The sequence below is a fragment of the Spirillospora sp. NPDC052242 genome (assembly GCF_040679555.1).
In the GTDB taxonomy this organism is placed as follows: domain Bacteria; phylum Actinomycetota; class Actinomycetes; order Streptosporangiales; family Streptosporangiaceae; genus Spirillospora.
The window spans coordinates 54,012-71,896 of sequence record NZ_JBFAUZ010000017.1 but is presented as its reverse complement, the minus strand read 5'-3'; the positions used below and the strand labels follow the sequence as shown (position 1 = coordinate 71,896).

Here is a 17,885-nt window from a genome sequence, read left to right as displayed (position 1 = left end):
GCCCGCCGCCCGTCCCCGCGCGCGGCGGTCAGGACGCGATCGTCCAGGTGCTCGCCTCGGTCTCGCGCTCGCGGGTGAGGCGCAGCGCGCGCCGCGCGTCCGGCGAGTAGCGGTACCGCTCGGGCACCGCGCGCGTCGTCCGGTAGAGGCTCTTCAGCGTGAGCGTCGCCGCCAGATCGGACGTCGGCAGCCCGGGCAGCCCGTACATGCGGCGGGCCCAGCGCGGCAGCGTCGACACCGTCAGCGCCCCGACGGCGGGCGCGGCGAGCTTCAGCGGCAGCAGGTTGCGCGGGACGGCCGGGCTGAACATCCGCCGCAGCCCCAGGCGGGCCTCGTCGCACGCCCAGATCCGGCCGCGCATGTCGGCGTAGTAGTCCGCCATCTCCGCGACCGACGCGGGGACGCCCGCGGGGTCGAGGCCGACGACGGCCGCGGCCCGGCGCTGCTCGTCCACGAACCGGTCGGCGTCCCGGTCGCTCAGCGGCACGCCCGCGCGGCGCGCGACGTCGAGGTAGGAGTCGACCTCGCCCATGTGCACCCAGAGCAGGTTCTCCGGGTCGTCGATCGGGAACGTCTCGCCCGTCCGCATGTCGACGCCGGTCAGCTTGGAGTGCAGCTTGCGGACCCGGCGGCCCACCCGCTCGACGTCCTCCGCCGGGCCGTAGGTGCGGACGCGGACGAACTCGACCGTGCGGGTCAGCCGTCCCCAGGCGGCGTCGGCCTTCATCAGCTCGGAGTTCTGGGCGGTCCCCCACATGCTGCGCGGATGCAGCGACTGCAGCAGCAGCGCCCGGATCCCGCCGATGATCAGGACGGGTTCGCCCATCACCCGCCACGTGATCGAGCCCGGCCCGAACAGTCCGTCGTCGGCCTTCGTCGCGCGTGTCTCGTCGTGCACGGCGGCCCCCCTTCCCACGTGCCGGGCAAACCACGCCGGCCCGCGTAACCGAAAACTTACCCGGGCATGGCGGGGGTCACACGCGGCGGAGAACGGCGGTCAGACCTCGTCCGCGTCGTCGTCGGGCTCGTCGACCTCGGTCTGCTCGGCGATCCAGGCGAGGTAGTCCAGGCTCCCGGCCGCCACCGGCGTCGCGATGATCTCGGGGGTGTCGTAGGAGTGCACGTCGGTGATCAGGGTGGCCAGCTCCTCGAACCGGTCGGCGGTGGTCTTGAACAGCACCATCCACTCCTCCGCCGACTCGATCTCGCCCTCCCACCAGTAGGTGCTGGCGATCGGGCCGACGAGCTGGGCGCACGCCGCGAACCGCTCGGCGACCGCCGACTTGGCCAGTTCGGCCGCCTCGGCCCGCGAGTCGGTGGTGGTCGTCACCTGCACGTAAGACTCCGCCATGGGACGACTCCTTCCCTCTCGCGGACCGGGCACGCGTTCGCAAGTCCCACGCTATCGGGCCGGTCTGACGACCAGAGCGCTGCCGCCACCGCGCCGCTCGGGCTCGGCGACCGCCTGCACCAGGCCGGGCCGCAGGATCTCCAGCGCGTTCGCGGCGCCGATCACGCCCCGCGGCGGCCCGGCGAACAGCTGGAGCTCGTGTCCGCGGGCGCGGAGGTCGTCGCCGTACCGGTCGATGAACCCCTGCTCCGCGTGGACCGCCGGGGTGTTGCGCTGGGTGGCGCGGGGCGCGTTGAGCGCCGCGGGCAGGTCCATGCCGAGGTCGAGGCGGTTGACGAGGATCTGCAGCACCGTCGTGATGATCGTGGAGCCGCCCGGCGAGCCGAGCGCGAGCCGCGGCCGGCCGTCCTCCAGGACGATCGTCGGGGCCATGCTGCTGCGCGGCCGCTTGTGCGGGCCGGGCAGGTTCGGGTCGGGCGCCGCGCCGGGCGCGGGCGGCGCGAACGAGAAGTCGGTGAGCTGGTTGTTCAGCAGGAAGCCGCGGCCGGGGACGGTGATGCCGCTGCCGCCGAACTGCTCGATCGACAGCGTGTAGGACGCGACGTTCCCCCACCGGTCGGAGACGACGAGGTGCGTGGTCTGCGGGCCCTCGTGGGTGAGGGCCGCGGGCGCGCCGCGCGCGGGCTCGCACGGCCCGTACCGTCCGTCCGGCGAACCGGGCGGGACGGGCGCGGCGGCGGCCTCGTCCGGCTTGATCAGGCACGCGCGCTCGCCGGCGAAGCCCTGCGACAGCAGCTCGCGGAGCGGGACGTCGACCTTGTCGGCGTCGCCGACGTAGCGGCCGCGGTCGGCGTAGGCGAGCTTGGACGCCTCCAGGTAGAGGTGCAGCGCGTCGGCCGGGCGGTCCGCGTCGAGGTCGAACTCCTCGAGGATGTTCAGCGCCTCGCCGACCGTGGACCCGCCGGACGACGGCGGCGGCATGCCGTACACGTCGAGGCCGCGGTACGACACGCGCGTCGGCTCGCGGAGCTTCGCGCGGTAGGCGTCCAGGTCGGCGGGCCGCATCAGCCCGGGACGGACGGCGCGATCGGCGCCGGGCGCGACGGGCGGCTCGGCGACCGTCCGCACGATCTCCCGGCCGAGGCGGCCCTCGTACAGCCAGTCGCCGCCGTACCGGGCGAGCGCCCGGTAGGTGTCGGCGAGGTCGGGGTTGCGGAAGACCGAGCCGACCTCGGGCACCTTCCCGCCCGGCAGGAACAGCTCGCGGGTGGGGGCGATGTCGCGGAAGCGCTCCTCGTTCACGGCCGTCTGGTCGTGGAACTCGCGGTCGACGACGAAGCCGCGCTCGGCGACCTCGATCGCGGGGCGCAGCAGGTGGCGCAGCTCCCGCTTGCCGAACCGGTCGAGCGCGAGCTCCCACTGCGCGACCGTGCCGGGCACGCCGACGCCGAGCCCGCTGGTGACGGCCTCGGCGAACGGCAGCGGCTCGCCGGTCTCCGGGTCGATGAACGCGTCCTCGCGCATCGCGCCCGGCGCGGTCTCTCGGCCGTCGATGGAGTGCACGCGCCCGCTGCGGGCGTCGTAGTAGGTGATGAACCCGCCGCCGCCGATCGCCGCGACGTACGGCTCGGTGACGCCGAGGGTCGCCGCGGCGGCGACGGCCGCGTCCATCGCGGTGCCCCCGTGCTTCAGGACGTCCAGCGCGGTGCGGCTCGCGTACGGGTCGACCGTGGACACCGCGCCGCCGTACCCGGTCGCGACCGGCCGCTTGTCCGGCGCCGCCGGGGACCGGGACGGGCGGGCGGACGCCGGGGCGGTCAGCACGGCCGACGCGGCGAGGGCCGCGGCGGCGGCGACCGCCGCGGCCGGGGCCGTCCGGCGGAACCGGCGCCCGCGCGGCCCGGCCCGCCCGGCGGACGGGCGGGCGCCGGACGGGCGCGGCGACGGCGGGTCGGGCGGGGGCGGATGCGACGGGGAGCGGAACACCGAACCTCCTGAAGATCGCGGCGCCTCCACGGTGTCACCGATCTTCGCGGCGCGCCACCGTCCGCGCCGCCCGCCGCCCGGGACGGCCGACACCGGCCGTCCCGCCGCGTATTTACATTCCTCCGCACATATTGCGAATGGCGCGGGCTGGAGCGCTCCCATTGAAACCGAATCGGTGTTCGCCCTGGGTGAGCGCGCCGCTGCGCCGCGCCTTCGGCTCCGGAGTTTGGCAGGATTCGACAACACCGACTGGGCATCGACTCCCCGGAAAACGTTGCATTTTCGGTCATACCTGGTGAATTCTTAGGGACTTCACCGAGGCCGCCGCGACCGGCACCGCGGGGTCGGGTGCCAGGGGGGACCGCCTATGACCTGGGACATCCGCATGCGCACGAACATGTTCCGGCGCCTGCCCGTCGAGCAGGCGACCGGCCGGCTGTACGGCGGCCGGCACCGCCTCCGCGTGGTCTACCGGACCCGCGATCTGGTGGTGCTCGGCCTCGGCGTGATGATCGGCTCCGGCATTTTCAAGATCGCCGGAGAACAGGCGGCGGGGACGGCCGGACCCGCCGTACTGGTGTCGTTCCTCATCGCCGGTTTCGTGTGCCTGCTGGCCGCGCTCGCCTACGCCGAACTGTCGTCGATCATCCCGGTCGCGGGCAGCGCGTACTCCTTCAGCTACGTCGCGTTCGGGGAGGTGTGGGCCTGGGTCGTCGGGTGGGCGCTGCTGATGGAGCTGCTCCTCGCCGCGTCCGTGCTCGCCCGCGTCTGGTCCCTCTACGCGACGCAGACGCTGCACGACTTCGGCGTCGCCGTCCCGTCCTGGCTCGGCGACCTGATCGGCCAGGAGAAGGGCCCCGACCTGTTCGCGCTCGGGATCCTGCTGCTGCTCGTGCTGATGCTCGCCACCGGCAGCCGGCTCGGCCTGCGCACGCTCTGGTTCATGGTGATGGCCAAGGTCGTCGTGATCGGCCTGGTGATCGCGGTCGGGCTGAAGTACTTCGAGCCCGGCAACCTCACGCCGCTCGTCCCGCCCGCGCGGCCCGCCCCCGAGGACGGCCGCACCGTCCTGGACGCGCTGCTCGGCGCGCTCGGCGGCGGGACGCCGCACGCCTTCGGCGTCTGGGGGATCCTCGCCGCCGCGCCCGCCATCGCGTTCGCCTACATCGGGTTCGACCTCATCGCGACCGCCTCGGAGGAGACCGACGACGCGCCCCGCAAGGTGCCGCGCGGCATCATCACCGCCCTCGTGTCCGCCGTCGTGCTGTACTCGGCCGTGGCCGTCGCGTTCGTCGGCATGGTCGGGACGGACGGCCTCGCCCGGCTCGACCGCGGCGGGCTGCTGCTCGCCACCGCGTTCGACGCGGCCGGATCGGGCACGATGGCGCGGATCGTCGACGTCGGCGCGGTGCTGGCGCTCACCACCGTCACGCTGGTGCTGCTGATCAGCCTCACCCGGGTGATCTTCTCGATGTCGCGGGACGGGCTGCTGCCGCGCCCGCTCGCCGGGATGAGCCGGTACCGGGTGCCGTCCCGCGCGACGCTGCTCGCGGGCGGCGCGGCGATCGTCATGTCGCAGACCGTGGACGTCCTCACCCTCGAGCAGCTCGTGGTGATCGGCACGCTGTTCGCGTTCCTGTTCGTCGCCGCGGCCGTCCCGACGCTGCGCCGCGCCCGTCCCGACCTGCACCGCCCGTTCCGGGTGCCCGCCGCGCACCTGACGGCGGCGGTGACGATGGCCGCCGTCGGCTGGCTGATGCTGAACCTCAACGTGCGGACGTGGGCGTACTTCGCCGTCTGGATGCTCGTCGGGCTCCTGCTGTACCTGGTGTACGGGCGCCGCAAGAGCGAGCTGAAGCTGCTGCTGGACGAGCCTCCGGCGGACCGTCCCGTCCTCGCGGCGCCCCCGCCCGGGGGCCTGCCTCCCGGTGTCGAGCCCATGGCCGGATCGCCGCTCGCCGGGTCGCCGCCGCCCGGGCCGCCGCTGTCCGCGCCGCCGCCGCGCCCGCCCGTCCCGGCGCCGGAGAGCCCGTACCCCACGGGCCGGTACTCGATGCGCCGCCCGGACGCGCCGCGCCCGCGCGACCCGGGGCGGACGTCGCCGGATCCGTCCGCGGCGGGCGAGGAGTGGGAGGAACCGCCGCATCCCGGGGGCCGGCACCGCCGCTGACGCGCCCCGGCGTGGCCGCATCCGGACGCGCATTGACCGACGCGCCCGGCACGTTCATGATCTCGGCACAACGCCGCGGATCACCCGGAGGTGGACGGTGCGTCTCCCCCGCGCCCTGCTCGCCGCGCCGAGCGCGCTCGTCCTGGCGGTCGCCGGGCTGGTCGCCCTGGCCGCGCCGCCCGCCGCCGCGCGGGCGGACGCGGGATGCGACCCCATCGACCCGGCCGCGTGCCTGCTGCCGTTCCCCAACGACTGGCACACGGTGCGCGATCCGGGCACCCCGACCGGCCGCCGTGTGAACTTCCGGACGACGCTCCGCAACGCGCTCGGCGCGCCCGTCGCGCCGGAGGAGTGGAACCGGGCGGACGGCTTCTCCCCCGGCTCGATGCTGCTGAGCCGCGTCCCCGGCGTCGACCTCGCCCGCAGCGGCGCGGCCCCGGTCACCGGCATCGGCGCGTCCCTGGCCCCGGACGCGCCCATCGTCGTCATCGACACCGCGACCGGCGAGCGGTGGCCGTACTGGGCGGAAACGGACGCGAACGCCCCTGAGGGACGCCGCGCGCTGATCGTCCGTCCGGCGCGCAACTTCCTGGAGGGCCACCGCTACGTCGTGGCGCTGCGGAACCTGCGGGACGCCTCGGGCGCCCCGATCGCGCCGAACCCGGCGTTCCGCACGATCCTCGGACCCGACCTGCCCGGCGGCCACCCCCTGGACGAGCGCCAGCGGTCGCTGCGGCCCGTCCTGGACGACCTCGCCGCGCACGGCGTCGGCCGCGACGGCCTGTACCTCGCGTGGGACTTCACCGTCGCGAGCCGGCAGGGCCTCACCGGGCGGATGCTGCACATCCGCGACGACGCGCTCGGGCGCCTCGGCGACCGGTCGCCGTCCTTCCTGGTCACCCGGGTGCGCGAGGACGTGGACGAGCGGATCGCGCGCGAGGTCGAGGGCGTCGTGTGGGCGCCGGGCTACCTCGACCAGTACGGCGGGCTGCCCGGGTCGAAATTCCGCCTCGGGTCCGACGGCCTCCCGGTCCGGCTGCCGGGGAACGACCAGGCCGTCCCGTTCCGGTGCGAGATCCCGCGTTCGGCGTTCGCCGAGCCCGCCCGTCCAGCCCTGTACGGGCACGGCCTGCTCGGGTCGCACGGCGAGGTCGGCGCGGGCAACGTCAAGGCGATGGCCGACGAGCACGGGTTCGTCTTCTGCGCGACGAAGTGGATCGGGATGGCCGACGAGGACGTCCCGAACGTCGTCTCGGCGCTCACCGACCTCACCCGCTTCCGGACGGTCGCCGACCGGCTCCAGCAGGGAATGCTGAACTTCGTCTTCCTGGGCCGCGCCATGACCCGCGGCTTCCCCGGCCACGCCGCGTTCCAGGACGGCTCGGGCGCGTCCCTCATCGCCCGGGACGCGCCGCTCGCCTACGACGGCAACAGCCAGGGCGGGATCATGGGCGGCGCCCTCACCGCCGTGTCCCCCGACCTGCGCCGCGCCGTCCTCGGCGTCCCGGCCATGAACTACAGCACCATGCTGAACCGCAGCTCCGACTTCCCGCAGTACGCCCGCGTGTTCGACCTCTTCTACCCCGACAAGCTGGACCAGCAGATCGGGCTCGCGCTGATCCAGATGCTGTGGGACCGCGGCGAGGCCAACGGGTACGCGCAGCACATGACGGACGACCCGCTGCCGGGCGCGCCCGCGCACCGGGTGCTGATGCACGTCGCGTTCGGCGACCACCAGGTGGCGAACGTGGCGTCGGACGTCCAGGCGCGCACGATCGGCGCGCGCGTCCACGCCCCGGCGCTGCGGCCGGGCCGCAGCCCGGACGACGTCCCCTACTGGGGCGTCCCGACGTTCGGCGCGTCCCACGACGGCTCGGCCATGGTCGTCTGGGACAGCGGCACGCCCGCGCCGCCCACCTCGAACACCCCGCCCGCCGAGGGCCGCGACCCGCACTCGGACCCGCGGAACGACGCCGACGCCCGCCGGCAGAAGGCGATCTTCCTCGAGACCGGCCGGGTCGTGGACGTCTGCGGTGGCGGCCCCTGCGTGATCACGCCCTGACGCCCGCGTCCCGGGCGACCGCGCTCCTCCCCCGGATCGCCGCCGTCCGGCACGCCGCTCCGCGGAACCGCTTGGAAACCGACGGTGAGCGCGCGATGCTCTTCGGGTGACCGGCGACCGCGAGGGGGGAGCATGGAGCCAGGCGCCATCGACATGGTCGTCGTCGAGGGCGAGCGGCACACCACCGTGCTGCTGAGCGGCGAGATGGACCGGGCGTCGTGCCCGCACGTCCGCTCCCGGCTGCGCCCGCTGACCGGGCGCCCGCTGGTGCTGGACGTCTCCGGCGTGACGTTCTTCGACGCCGAGGGCATGCGGACGGTGTTCCGGTGCGCCCGCGTGTGCGAGGCGGAGGGCGCCGCGCTGGCGCTGGTCGGGCTGCGCCCCTACGCGGCGAAGGTGTTCCGGATCCTCGGGCTGGACCGGGACGTCCCGCTGTGCGGCTCGATGGAGGAGGCGCTGTGGTGCGTCCTCCCCCGCACCGACGAGGAGATCAGGGCGTGGCTGTCCGGTTGAGGTGACGCTCGACGCTCTCGACCTTGGCGTCGAGGGCGCCGGTCACGCCGGGCCGCACGTCGGCCTTCACGACGAGGCTCACCCGTGGCGCGCGGGCGGCGACGGCGTCGGTGGCGGCCTTGACCACGGCCATCACCTCGTCCCACTCGCCCTCGATCGTGGTGAACATCGCGTCGGTGCGGTTGGGCAGCCCGCTCTCGCGCACCACCCGCACCGCCTCCGCGACGAGTTCCCCGACGTTCTCCCCCGTGCCGAGCGGGGTCACCGAGAACGCGACGAGCACAGCGCACCTCCTGATGTCCGGTTCGTCCTCCCACGATCTCATCGCCGGGAAACGGGGTGGACACGGGGAGCCGTCCGGGGTATGTTGTTCTCAACCAGAGATTGACTCAGATTGAGAAGGACATCGGCGAATGAGCCCCGACCCGCGGAACGACGAGCGCGACTTCCTCGCGAACTACGACCCGCGCGCCTACGACCCCGTCGCCGTGACGGTGGACGTCGTCGCGCTGACGATCCGCGACGGGGCCCTGCACGTCCTGCTCGTCCGGCGCGGCGAGGCCCCGTACGCGGGCATGTCGGCCCTGCCGGGCGGGTTCGTCCGGGCGGGCGGGCGCCACCAGGGCGAGGACCTGCCGGACGCGGCCGTCCGCGAGCTCGCCGAGGAGACCGGCCTCGAGGCGGGCGACGCCGAGCTGGGCCGCCTGCACCTGGAGCAGCTCGGCACCTACGGCCGCCCCGGCCGCGACCCGCGCATGCGGATCGTGTCCGTCGCCTACCTCGCCTTCGCCCCCGAGCTGCCCGACCCGCGCGCGGGCGGCGACGCGGCCGCCGCCGAGTGGACGGACGTGGCCGCGCTCGGCCTCACCGAGTCCGGCGACCAGCGGCCCGGCACCACCCGCAGGCTGGCCTTCGACCACGCGCGGATCCTGTCGGACGGCCTGGAGCGGGCGCGCGGCAAGCTCGAGTACACGCCGCTCGCCACCGCGTTCTGCGGCGACGAGTTCACCATCCCGGAGCTGCGCGCCGTCTACGAGGCGGTCTGGGGCGAGGAGCTGCACGCCGGGAACTTCCACCGCAAGGTCCTGTCGGTGCCCGGGTTCGTGGAGAGCACCGGCGCGACCTCCGACCGGACGGCCGGGCGGCGCGGCGGCCCGCGCCCCCGCCTCTACCGGGCCGGGGACGCCCGGCTGCTGCACCCCGCGCTGCTGCGCCCCGGCCGGGAGGAGCTGATCAGATGACCCCCCTGCACGACGCCCTGACCACGCTCGACGCGGCGCGCACCCCCGCCGACCTGTTCGGCGACGACGCCGTCGAGGCCGCCCGCCGCTACCGGCGGCTGGCCCGCACCGTCCACCCGGACATGACCGGCGGCCGCACCCACGACGCGTTCACCCGGCTGAACGCGCTGTGGCGGGCCTACCGCGGCGCCGGCACCGCGACGATCACCGGCGGGCGGCACGACTACCGCCTGGACGGCGACCCGATCGGCGGGGACGTGGCCCAGCTGTACCCGGCGCGCGCGGGCGGTGAGCGGGTCCTGCTCAAGATGCCGCGCGACCCCCGCGACGGCGACCTGATCGAGCGCGAGGCGGCCGCGCTGCGGCGGCTCGCGACGTACGGCGAGAGCCGGCACCGCGCGTACGTCCCGCACCTCGTCGAGACGTTCCGGCACCGGGACGCCGCGACGGGCGCGCAGCGGCGGGTCGACGTCCTGCGGCGGCTCGACGGCTTCCACGACCTCGCGGGCGTCCGGCGCGCGTACCCGGACGGCGTCGACCCGCGCGACGCCGCCTGGATGTGGCGGCGCCTGCTGGTCGCGCTCGGATTCGTGCACCGCGCGGGCGTCGTGCACGGCGCCGTCCTGCCCGAGCACGTCATGATCCATCCGGAGCTGCACGGCCTGGTGCTCGTCGGCTGGTGCCACGCGGTCGCCGACACCGGCGAGCACGTCCCCGCGATGGTCGACCGGCACGCCGACCTCTACCCGCCCGAGGTGCCGGCCCGCGGGCCCGCGACGCCCGGCACCGACCTGTTCATGGCCGCCCGCTGCATGATCCGGCTCATGGGCGACCGGACGCCCCCGGCGATGCGCGCGTTCGCGCGGGGCTGCACGCTCGCGGCGCCGCACCGGCGCCCGTCCGACGCCTGGCGGCTGCTGGCGGAGTTCGACGAGCTGCTCGAACGCCTCTACGGCCCGCGCCGCTTCCGGCCCTTCCACATGCCCCCGACCGCCTGACCCACCGGGCACCACCCGGCACGACCCTAGGAGAACCCCATGGGAAGCGGACACTGGTCCACCGACGTCTACGCCGCCCGCCAGAGCTACCAGGCGGCCAACGGGGTCAGCGCCTTCGCCTACAGCGACGGCGGCGCCACCACCGTCCACCCCGACCTCGACCCGCGCGGCGTCACCGTGCGGGAGAGCCGCGATTCCGACGACCACCCGGAGTCGCTGGCGATCGCCGTCCTGTTCGACGTCACCGGCTCGATGGGCACCGTGCCCCGCACCCTGCAGACCAAGCTGCCCGACCTGCTCGGCCTGCTGCTGCGCAAGGGCTACGCCACCGACCCGCACATCCTGTTCGGCGCCGTCGGCGACGCGACCTGCGACCGCGCCCCGCTGCAGATCGGCCAGTTCGAGGCCGACAACCGGATGGACGACGACCTCGCCAAGATCCTCATCGAGGGCGGGGGCGGCGGCCAGATGCGCGAGTCCTACGAGCTCGCGATGCACTTCATGGCCCGGCACACCGCCACCGACTGCTTCGAGAAGCGCGGGAAGCGCGGCTACCTGTTCATGATCGGCGACGAGCTGGCCTACCCGAAGATCAAGCGCCGCGAGGTCGCGAAGATCATCGGCACGGACGTGCCCGCCGACATTCCGATCGCCGAGCTCGTCCGCGAACTGCAGCGCAAGTGGGACGTCTACTTCATCATCCCCGAGGGCGGCTACCACTCCGGGAAGCCGGAACTCCGCGACTTCTGGCGCGACCTGCTCGGCCAGAACGTCCTCTACCTGGACGACCCGGGCGCCGTCTGCGAGACGATCGCCCTCACCGTCGGGCTCGGCGAGGACGCCATCGACCTCGCCGAGGGCCTCGGCCACCTCGCCGAGGCGGGCTCCACCGCCGGCGCGTCGGTGTCGCGCGCCCTCGCGCGCCTGGACGACCGCGTCCCCGCGGCCACCTCCCCGGCCCCGCCCGGCCTCGACCGCCCCGCCGCGTCCCGGACGACGCGGCTCTGATCGTCCGTCCGGTGGAGAGGAGCACGGAGTGATGTTCGGCGCGGAGAACGTGATCGTCGTCGATCTCGGGTTCGGGGACGCCGGGAAGGGCACGGTCGTCGACCACCTCTGCGCGGCGTCGCCCGTGCACGCGGTCGTCCGGTTCAACGGCGGCGCGCAGGCGGCGCACAACGTCGTCGCCGTGGACGGGCGGCACCACACGTTCGCGCAGTTCGGCTCCGGGACCTTCACGCCCGGGGTGCGGACGCACCTGTCGCGGTTCATGCTCGTCGACCCGCTCGCGCTCGCCGCCGAGGCGGACCACCTGCGGGAGGTCGGCGTCGGCGACGCGCTCGACCGGCTCACCGTGGACGGCGACGCGCTGCTGACGACGCCGTACCACCGGGCGGCGGGACGGGCGCGGGAGCGGGCGCGCGGCGCGGAGCGGCACGGGTCGTGCGGGATGGGGATCGGCGAGACGGCCGCGTACGCGCTCGCGCACGAGGACGCGCCCCGCGCGGGCGACTGCCGGTCGCCCGCGCGGCTGCGGCGGCGGCTCGCCGCGGTCCGCGACCGGTACCGGGACGCGTTCCCCGGGAGCCCCGAGGACGTCCCGGACGTGGACGACTGCGTCGCCGCGTTCACCGCGTTCGCCGACCGGGTCCGCGTCGTCGACGGCGGCCACCTGCGGACGCTGCTCGCCGGGGGCCCGGTCGTGTTCGAGGGCGCGCAGGGCGTCCTGCTGGACGAGTGGCACGGCTTCCACCCGTACACGACGTGGTCGACGACCACGTTCGGCAACGCGGAGGCGCTGCTGCGGGAGGCGGGCGGCGGCGCCGCGCGCCTCGGGGTGGTGCGGGCGTACGCGACCCGGCACGGGCCGGGCCCGTTCGTCACCGAGGACGCGGCGCTCACCCGCGAGCTGCCCGAACCGCACAACGGGACGGGCCCGTGGCAGGGCCCGTTCCGCGCGGGGCATCTCGACGCGGTCGCGCTGCGGTACGCGCGGGAGGTCACCGGCGGGATGGACGGCGTGGCGGTCACGCATCTGGACGTCGCGGGGGCGCGTCCCGATCTGCGCGTCTGCCGCGCCTACCGCGTCGGCGGCGCGACCGTCGAGCGCCTCGCGCCCAACCCGGCGGGACGCCTCGACCTGCAGGAGGACCTCACCCGGCGGCTGCTCGCGGCGCGACCGGTATACGCGCCGCTCGTCCGTCCGGAGGAGGCCGTCGAGGAGGCCGTGCGGGCGCCGGTCGTGCTGCGGTCGTTCGGCCCGACCGCCGCGGACAAGCGCGTCGCCGCCGCCGTCTGAACCCGCGCCCTACCGCACGCGCCTACCGGACGACCTGGCGGACGACGATCTCGTCGAGGCGGCGCTCGACGATGGCGCCGACCGGCCAGTCGCGGACGAGGCAGCGCAGCAGCGCCGCCTCGTGCTCGGCGTGCGAGGCGTCGCAGCCCTGCTGCTCCAGGCTCGACCGGAGCGCCTCCACGTAGTCGGCGCCGGTGAACCCGGGGACGTCCCGGACCATCGCGGTCGTGGTGGCGCGATGGGAGTTGAGGCCCGCGAACGAGCGGCCGCAGCCGCAGCCGCCGTCCGGGTCGCCGGAGTCGCGGGCGCACACCACGCCGATGTGGACGAGTTCGCCCTCGACGCACCAGTCGAAGTCGTTGTCGCGGAATCCCTGGGTCGAGTTCGTGGCGGTCAGCAGCTTCACGATGCCCCCTCGGCCGGCCGTGGACGCGCCCACGGTACGACGAGGGTCCGACGTTACGCCGCGAACCCGGCGTATCGCCAGGTCGCGCGGGGGGCGCCGGTGCGCGCGCGGGGCACCGGGGGATCACCGGTTCCGGGGACGATCTCCCCGAAGGGTAGGGCGGGCGGGACTCGAACCCGCGACCCAGAGATTATGAGTCTCCTGCTCTGACCGGCTGAGCTACCGCCCCGAGGCCTCCCCCGTGACGGCGGGGGGCGTGCCGCGAGTCATCTTAGCGGCGGCCCGTCGGCGGCGGCCACCGCGATTTCCCCGCCCGGCGCGGACGTCCGCGCCGGGCGGCGATGTCATACCTGAGAGCGAGTGACGCACGCCGGTACCCGTCGGTAGGGTCCCGTCCATGTCCAGACGCATCCTCGCCCTCGTCTCCTTCCTCCTCCTGCTCGGCGCGGTCGGCGCCTGCGACGGGGACGGCGGGTCGGGCGAGACGGAGCAGGCCGACTTCGACGGCGCGCAGGTGATCCGGCGGGCGGCGCAGGCCATGGGGAGCCTGAAGAGCGTCGCGTTCACCGTGGCGACGCAGGACGAGACGCCGATCATGGTGAAGGGCGGCGACCTGAAGCTGCTCCGCAACGGGGACGCCGAGGGCACGCTGACGATCGAGCAGTCCGGCCACGCCGTCGAGATGAAGGTCGTCGCGGTCGGCGACAGCATCTACCTGGACGCGGGGACGGGCGGCTGGCGGCAGGCGCCGAAGGCGCTCGCGGCGACGATGTACGACCCGTCGGCCGTCCTGGACCCGGAGCGGGGCATCGCGAGCCTGCTGTCGTCGCTGCGGGCGCCGAAGGCGGAGGCCGTCGAGGAGGTCGGCGGCAAGGAGACCTACCGGGTGGCGGCGACGCTGCCGCAGGACCGGATCGGCGGCCTGATCCCGGGGATCGACGCGGACCTGCGCGGCCAGGTGTGGGTGAACAAGGACGACGGGCGGCTGGTCAAGGTGCGCGGCGCGTTCCCCGAGGGGAAGGGCGCCGTGGTCATCGAGTTCACCGAGTTCGACGCCGCCTACAAGATCAGCGCGCCGAAGTGACCGGAGCCGAAGGGACCGGTGCGGACGCGGCCGGACGCGCGGGCGCGCGGCGCCGCGTCGCGATCGGCGCGGGCGGGGCGGTCGTGCTCCTCGCCGCGCTCGACGCCTACGTCGTCACGACCGTCCTGGTCACGATCGTCGACGACCTGGGGCTGCCGGTCAACCGGCTGGAGCGCGTCACCCCGATCCTGACGGGGTTCCTGCTCGGGTACGTCGCGGCGATGCCGCTGCTCGGCCAGCTGTCGGACCGGTTCGGGCGGCGCCCGCTGCTGCAGGCGTGCCTGCTGTTCTTCGCGGCGGGCTCGGTGGTGACGGCGCTGGCGCAGGACGTCCCGGTGCTGACGGCGGGCCGGGTGGTGCAGGGCGTCGCGGGCGGGGCGCTGCTGCCGGTGACGATGGCGCTGGCGGGCGACCTGTGGGCGGAGCGGCAGCGGCCGGTGGTGCTCGGCGCGGTGGGCGCCGCGCAGGAGCTCGGCAGTGTCCTCGGCCCGCTGTACGGGATCGGCGTCGTCGCGCTGCTGGACGACTGGCGGGCGATCTTCTGGATCAACCTGCCGCTGACGGCGCTCGCGATGGCCGCCGTGCACGTCGCGGTCCCGGGCGGGCGGCCGGAGGGGCCGCGGCCGGGCGTGGACGTGGTGGGCGGGCTGCTGCTCGCGGCGGGCCTCAGGCTGCTGGTCGGCGGCGTCTACAACCCCGAGCCGCAGGAGTCGGCGCTGCCGCCGTGGGGCGCGCCGCTGCTCATCGCGGGGGCCGTCGCGCTCGTCGCGTTCGTCCTGTGGGAGGTCCGGACGCGCACGCGGCTGTTCGACCTGTCGGGGGTGCGGCGGGGGCCGCTGCTGGCGACGCTGGGCGTGAGCCTGCTGTCGGGCGCGGCGCTGATGGTCACGCTGGTGGACGTCGTGCTGGTGGCGCAGACCGTCCTGGACAAGGACGACGTCGAGGGCGCCCTGCTGCTGACGCGGTTCCTGGTCGCGCTGCCGATCGCGGCCGTGGCCGGGGGCATGGCGGCGCGGCGGTTCGGCGAGCGGTGGCCGATGGCGGCCGGGATGGCGGTCTCGGCCGCCGGATACCTGCTGATCGCGGGGTGGCCCGCCGACCTGGCGAACGCGTCGTACGGGCCGCTGCCGCGGATGGACGTCGACCTGGTGATCACCGGGCTGGGCCTCGGCCTCGTGATCGCGCCGGTGTCGTCGGCGGTGCTGCGGTTCGTCCCGGCGGCCCGGCACGGCGTGGCGTCGGCGGCCGTGGTCGTCGCGCGGATGATGGGGATGCTGCTCGGCATCGCGGCGCTGTCGGCGTGGGGCTTCTACCGGTTCCACGCGCTGACGGCCGACCTGCGGCCGCCGCTGCCCTTCACGATGTCGGACGCCGAGTTCGACCGGGCCATGGACGTCTACCTGGCCGCGGTGGAGGAGGCGCTCCGCACCGAGTACCGGGAGATTTTCCTGATCACGGCCGTGCTGTGCGCGGCCGGCGCGCTGCTGGCGCTCGCCGCCGGGGGCCGCCGGGACGGCGCGGCCCCGCCCGCCCCGCGCGCGCTCGAGGCCGACCCGGCGGGACGCTGACCCGGACGCGCGCCGCCGCCGTTTTCGGTCACGGATGCGGAATAGTGGGCCCGATCCGGGAAACGATTCGGCCATGGCCCCCGTGCCGTTCAGCGATCTCGGGAATATCCTGGCAAACGACGAGCAAGGCCCCTTGCCGGGAGGGCACTCCCCGGGGAGGTGACGAGAGATGCGCAGGTCCGGTTCCGGCCGCGGCGACGGCCATGACGGCGGACCGAACCGCGGACCGAACCGCGGACCGCGGGCGGCCGCGCCCGCACGGCCCCGCACGCCGCTGCGCAGGAGACTCGGCCTCGAGCACAACGAGCTGCGCCGCCCGGTCGACCGCGTCCAGCGCCTGCTCGGGTTCGCCCTGCTGCTGATCTTCCTCGGCGTCGCGCCGCCGCTCGCGCTGTGGGCGGGGTCCACGTCCTACGCGGCCGGGAGCCGCGCGGAGGAGGCCGAGCGGCGGGACCGCGAGCGCGTCACCGCGACGGTCACCAAGACCGGCGGGACGTCCACGTCGGGCGACCGGTTCGTCCACGAGACCGTCCAGGCGACGTGGCCGGGCCCGGACGGCAAGCCGCGCGCCGGGACGCTGCCGAGCTGGCGCGGCGTCGACGTCGGCGACCGGCGGGCGATCTGGGTCGACGGGGCGGGCGAGCCGACCGTGGCGCCCCGCCCGCACAGCCGCACGGTCACCGACGCGGCGTACGCGGGCACGGCCGCGGTCCTCGGCGCCGCGCTCCCCGCCGCGGTGGCGTACGGGCTGGTCCGGCGGCGCTGCGACCGGCGCCGCGACGCGCTGTGGGACGCCGACTGGGCGCGGTTGGACGCCGCCGGGCACGGCCCCCGCTTCTGAGCGTCAGGGCCGCGCGGCGCCCGCGAACCGGGCCGCATCGAGCGCGAGCGACAGCTCCACCACGTCGCGCGGGCGCTGCAGCGACCGGGACGTCAGCTGCTCCAGCCGCCGCAGCCGGTTGAACACCGTGTTGCGGTGGCAGTAGAGGCGGCCCGCGGTGCGCATCGCCGACCCCTCGCACTCCAGCCACGTCTCCAGGGTCTCCAGCAGGATCTCCCGGTCGGCGGCGTCGAGCCCGTCGAGCGGGCCGAGGACCTGCGCGTTCAGCAGCCCGGCCAGCTCGGGCTGGGCGGCGACGAGGGCGCCGGGCAGCCGGTCGTCGAGCCGGACGACCCGCCGCTCCCCCGGCCGGCAGGTGGCCAGCGCGGTCTCGGCGAGCCAGCGGGCGCGGCCGAGCCCGGCGAGCCCGTCCACGACGGTGCTGACCCCGGCCTCGCCCGGGACGAGGTCGCGCAGCGCGGCGGCGACGTCCTGCGGCTCGCGGTCGCCGAGCGCGACGACGCCGACCTCGCCGTCGGTGCGCATCCGCCAGACGAACCGCAGCCCGTCCACCTCGTCGGGGCGCTCGAAGCCGGGGTCGCGGCGGACCGCGCGCAGCACCACCACCGCGTACCGGCCGCGTTCGGGCAGGTCGAGGGCGGCGGACGCGGCCTGCGCGAGCCCGCCGTCGGCGCCGCGGCCCTCCAGCAGGGCGTCCAGCAGGGCCTGGACGCGCTCGTCGCTGCGCCGCAGCATCTCCGACTCGGTGCGCCGGTACACCTCGGACGCGACCGTGGACTGCTGCTCGACGGTGTGCCAGACGGTGCTGGCGTAGCGCAGCAGCTCGGCCATCGCGTCGGGGCCCTCGTCGGACACCTCCTCGATCAGCGCCTCCCAGACGACGCGCCCGCCGATGCGGAAGCTGCGCAGCAGCGACTCCAGCGGCATGCCCTGCTCGGCGCGGCGCCGCCCGACCCGCTCGGCCTCCGTCAGATCGGGGCGGCGGCCGCTCGCCTCCGGCCCGCGCTGGACGATGCCGGCCTCGAGGCAGGCGCGGACCGACTCCCAGAACTCCTCGCGGGAGACGAAGTCGGTGTAGAGCGGGTCCTCGGCCAGGACCTCGGCGACGAGCCGGTCGGCGAGCTCGGGGATCCGGTCGTGCATCCGGCCGACGAGCGCCCGCAGCATCCGGACGCGCGCCGCGCGGGCGGCGTCGGCCCGCGGGGCGTCCGGGGCTGCGGTTCCGGGCGCGGCGCCGCCGGCGGACTCGGCGGCGGCACCGGTGTCCAGGGCGGCATCGGCGCTGGTGAGCGGCATGTACGACCTCCGGTCAGGCATCTGCCGACACAGTGTCATGGATCACACCGAATGAACGCAATGCCCTGCT

General features: G+C 75.2%; 16 protein-coding genes and 1 tRNA gene. 10 read left to right on the top strand and 7 right to left on the bottom strand.

Annotated elements, in window-relative coordinates; translation table 11 throughout:
* Window positions 1-28 precede the first annotated feature (28 nt).
* The 3 genes from AB0L25_RS16230 to ggt form a co-directional block, all read right to left on the bottom strand.
* Window positions 29-898, bottom strand: coding sequence for an oxygenase MpaB family protein (locus AB0L25_RS16230; protein WP_500172685.1), 870 nt, complete (start codon window positions 896-898; stop codon window positions 29-31).
* 99 nt (window positions 899-997) lie between these two features.
* Window positions 998-1,351, bottom strand: coding sequence for a divalent-cation tolerance protein CutA (gene cutA, locus AB0L25_RS16225; protein WP_500172683.1), 354 nt, complete (start codon window positions 1,349-1,351; stop codon window positions 998-1,000).
* A 51-nt stretch (window positions 1,352-1,402) separates the two neighbouring features.
* Window positions 1,403-3,337, bottom strand: a complete 1,935-nt coding sequence (ggt, locus tag AB0L25_RS16220) for a gamma-glutamyltransferase (protein ID WP_500172680.1) — start codon at window positions 3,335-3,337, stop codon at window positions 1,403-1,405.
* Between the two features lie 367 nt (window positions 3,338-3,704).
* On the opposite strand from ggt, the gene AB0L25_RS16215 reads away from it, so the two are divergent.
* The 3 genes from AB0L25_RS16215 to AB0L25_RS16205 all read left to right on the top strand — a co-directional run bounded on the left by AB0L25_RS16215 (window position 3,705) and on the right by AB0L25_RS16205 (window position 8,082).
* Complete coding sequence (locus tag AB0L25_RS16215; protein ID WP_500172678.1) at window positions 3,705-5,507, top strand: APC family permease; 1,803 nt, start codon at window positions 3,705-3,707, stop codon at window positions 5,505-5,507.
* Between the two features lie 97 nt (window positions 5,508-5,604).
* Complete coding sequence (locus AB0L25_RS16210; RefSeq protein ID WP_500172676.1) at window positions 5,605-7,569, top strand: hypothetical protein; 1,965 nt, start codon at window positions 5,605-5,607, stop codon at window positions 7,567-7,569.
* Window positions 7,570-7,701: 132 nt separating this feature from the next.
* Window positions 7,702-8,082, top strand: coding sequence for an STAS domain-containing protein (locus tag AB0L25_RS16205; protein ID WP_500172674.1), 381 nt, complete (start codon window positions 7,702-7,704; stop codon window positions 8,080-8,082).
* On the opposite strand, the gene AB0L25_RS16200 is transcribed toward AB0L25_RS16205, so the two are convergent.
* Window positions 8,060-8,365, bottom strand: a complete 306-nt coding sequence (locus tag AB0L25_RS16200; protein ID WP_500172672.1) for an MTH1187 family thiamine-binding protein — start codon at window positions 8,363-8,365, stop codon at window positions 8,060-8,062. The two genes, AB0L25_RS16205 and AB0L25_RS16200, sit on opposite strands and share 23 nt — an antisense overlap.
* Window positions 8,366-8,495: 130 nt before the next feature.
* Between AB0L25_RS16200 and AB0L25_RS16195 the strand changes: the two genes are divergently transcribed.
* From AB0L25_RS16195 to AB0L25_RS16180, 4 genes are read left to right on the top strand one after another with little or no spacing between them, the layout of a single operon-like run.
* Window positions 8,496-9,323 carry an NUDIX hydrolase gene (locus AB0L25_RS16195; protein WP_500172670.1) on the top strand — a complete coding sequence of 276 codons (828 nt, stop codon included), beginning with the start codon at window positions 8,496-8,498 and terminating at the stop codon, window positions 9,321-9,323.
* Window positions 9,320-10,321, top strand: coding sequence for a protein kinase family protein (locus AB0L25_RS16190; protein ID WP_500172668.1), 1,002 nt, complete (start codon window positions 9,320-9,322; stop codon window positions 10,319-10,321). The genes AB0L25_RS16195 and AB0L25_RS16190 overlap by 4 nt, the downstream gene beginning before the upstream one ends.
* Window positions 10,322-10,360: 39 nt before the next feature.
* Window positions 10,361-11,329, top strand: coding sequence for a hypothetical protein (locus AB0L25_RS16185; RefSeq protein ID WP_500172666.1), 969 nt, complete (start codon window positions 10,361-10,363; stop codon window positions 11,327-11,329).
* Window positions 11,330-11,360: 31 nt separating this feature from the next.
* Window positions 11,361-12,620, top strand: coding sequence for an adenylosuccinate synthetase (locus AB0L25_RS16180; protein ID WP_500172664.1), 1,260 nt, complete (start codon window positions 11,361-11,363; stop codon window positions 12,618-12,620).
* A gap of 22 nt (window positions 12,621-12,642) precedes the next feature.
* Here the strand turns inward: AB0L25_RS16180 and AB0L25_RS16175 are convergent, their stop codons facing one another.
* Window positions 12,643-13,026, bottom strand: a complete 384-nt coding sequence (locus AB0L25_RS16175) for a DUF7715 family protein (protein WP_199747588.1) — start codon at window positions 13,024-13,026, stop codon at window positions 12,643-12,645.
* A gap of 155 nt (window positions 13,027-13,181) precedes the next feature.
* A tRNA-Ile gene (locus tag AB0L25_RS16170) sits at window positions 13,182-13,255 on the bottom strand.
* 168 nt (window positions 13,256-13,423) lie between these two features.
* On the opposite strand from AB0L25_RS16170, the gene AB0L25_RS16165 reads away from it, so the two are divergent.
* The 3 genes from AB0L25_RS16165 (at window position 13,424) to AB0L25_RS16155 (ending at window position 16,519) form a co-directional block, all read left to right on the top strand.
* Window positions 13,424-14,110, top strand: coding sequence for an LppX_LprAFG lipoprotein (locus AB0L25_RS16165; RefSeq protein WP_500172661.1), 687 nt, complete (start codon window positions 13,424-13,426; stop codon window positions 14,108-14,110).
* On the top strand, window positions 14,107-15,678 hold the full coding sequence (locus AB0L25_RS16160) for an MFS transporter (protein ID WP_500172659.1): 1,572 nt from the start codon (window positions 14,107-14,109) through the stop codon (window positions 15,676-15,678). Before AB0L25_RS16165 ends, AB0L25_RS16160 begins: the two co-directional genes overlap by 4 nt.
* 169 nt (window positions 15,679-15,847) lie before the next feature.
* A complete protein-coding gene (locus tag AB0L25_RS16155; protein WP_500172657.1) occupies window positions 15,848-16,519 on the top strand; it encodes an Rv1733c family protein in 672 nt (223 codons plus the stop codon).
* 3 nt (window positions 16,520-16,522) lie between these two features.
* Here AB0L25_RS16155 and AB0L25_RS16150 read toward each other — a convergent pair whose 3' ends face one another.
* On the bottom strand, window positions 16,523-17,836 hold the full coding sequence (locus AB0L25_RS16150) for a PucR family transcriptional regulator (protein WP_500172654.1): 1,314 nt from the start codon (window positions 17,834-17,836) through the stop codon (window positions 16,523-16,525).
* Window positions 17,837-17,885 lie beyond the last annotated feature (49 nt).